This is a genomic window from Streptomyces sp. AC627_RSS907 (assembly GCF_019049165.1).
In genome coordinates, this window is the sequence record NZ_JAGMUE010001090.1 from 1 (window position 1) to 899 (window position 899).

General features: G+C 66.5%; 2 protein-coding genes. One reads left to right on the forward strand and one right to left on the reverse strand.

Features of this window, described 5'->3' with window-relative positions:
- Nucleotides 1-173, forward strand: a 173-nt coding sequence (locus KUM32_RS44505; protein WP_254406771.1) for an MGMT family protein, incomplete at its 5' end; no start/stop codon positions are given.
- Nucleotides 174-291: 118 nt separating this feature from the next.
- Here the strand turns inward: KUM32_RS44505 and KUM32_RS40430 are convergent.
- A partial coding sequence (locus KUM32_RS40430; RefSeq protein WP_217146680.1) for a VCBS repeat-containing protein occupies nucleotides 292-899 on the reverse strand: 608 nt, incomplete at its 5' end.

Here is an 899-nt window from a genome sequence, read left to right on the forward strand (position 1 = left end):
TCATCGTCCCCTGCCACCGGGTCATCGGCTCCACCGGCAGCCTCACCGGGTACGGCGGCGGACTCCAGCGCAAGCGCCAACTGCTGGACTTCGAGCGGGGCCGCGTCCAGTGCCTGGACGGCGCGTTCGTGGCCGAGGCCACGGAGCGGGCGGCCCAGGAGCAGCTTTTCTGAACCGTCGAGCATCGCGGCCGGGGCCTGAGTCGGCGCCGCTGGTCGGCGCGCCACGGCCTGGCCGCGCGGAGGCCGCCCCCGCCCAGGAGTGCGGGGACGGCCTCGCGTGGGGGAGTGGTTACCAGCCGGTGCCCAGGGTGTGGCGGGTGGCGAAGGTGTTCTGTCCGGTGCCGGGGTAGAGGTACATGTTCCCGGTCGTTCCTTGCGGGGCCTGGACACCGGTGATATCGGTGTTCCCGTCCCCGTTCAGATCGGCGCTGAAGATGTCCCGCATGATGTTCCATCCCGATCCCGCGGAGACCGGCGAGTTGAACGTACTCGCTCCGTTCCCGGGATAGATGAACAACGTGCCATCGGCCTTCGCGCGGGCAGCGATGTCGGACTTCCCATCGCTGTTGAAGTCCCCACCGGTGAGTTCCTCAAGGTGGTTCCATCCGGTACCGGCCATGATCGGGGAATCGAAGGTACCCGCCCCGTTCCCGGGATAGATGAACAACGTCCCATCGGACTTCGCACGGGCGGCGATATCGGCTTTGCCGTCACCGTTGAAGTCCCCACCGGTCAGTTCCTCGACGTGGTTCCATCCGGTACCGGCCATGATCGGCGAATTGAAGGTACCCGCCCCGTTCCCGGGATAGATGAACAACGTGCCATCGGACTTCGCGCGGGCGGCGATATCCGTGTTCCCGTCACCGTTGAAGTCACCACCGGTCAACTCATCCAGAC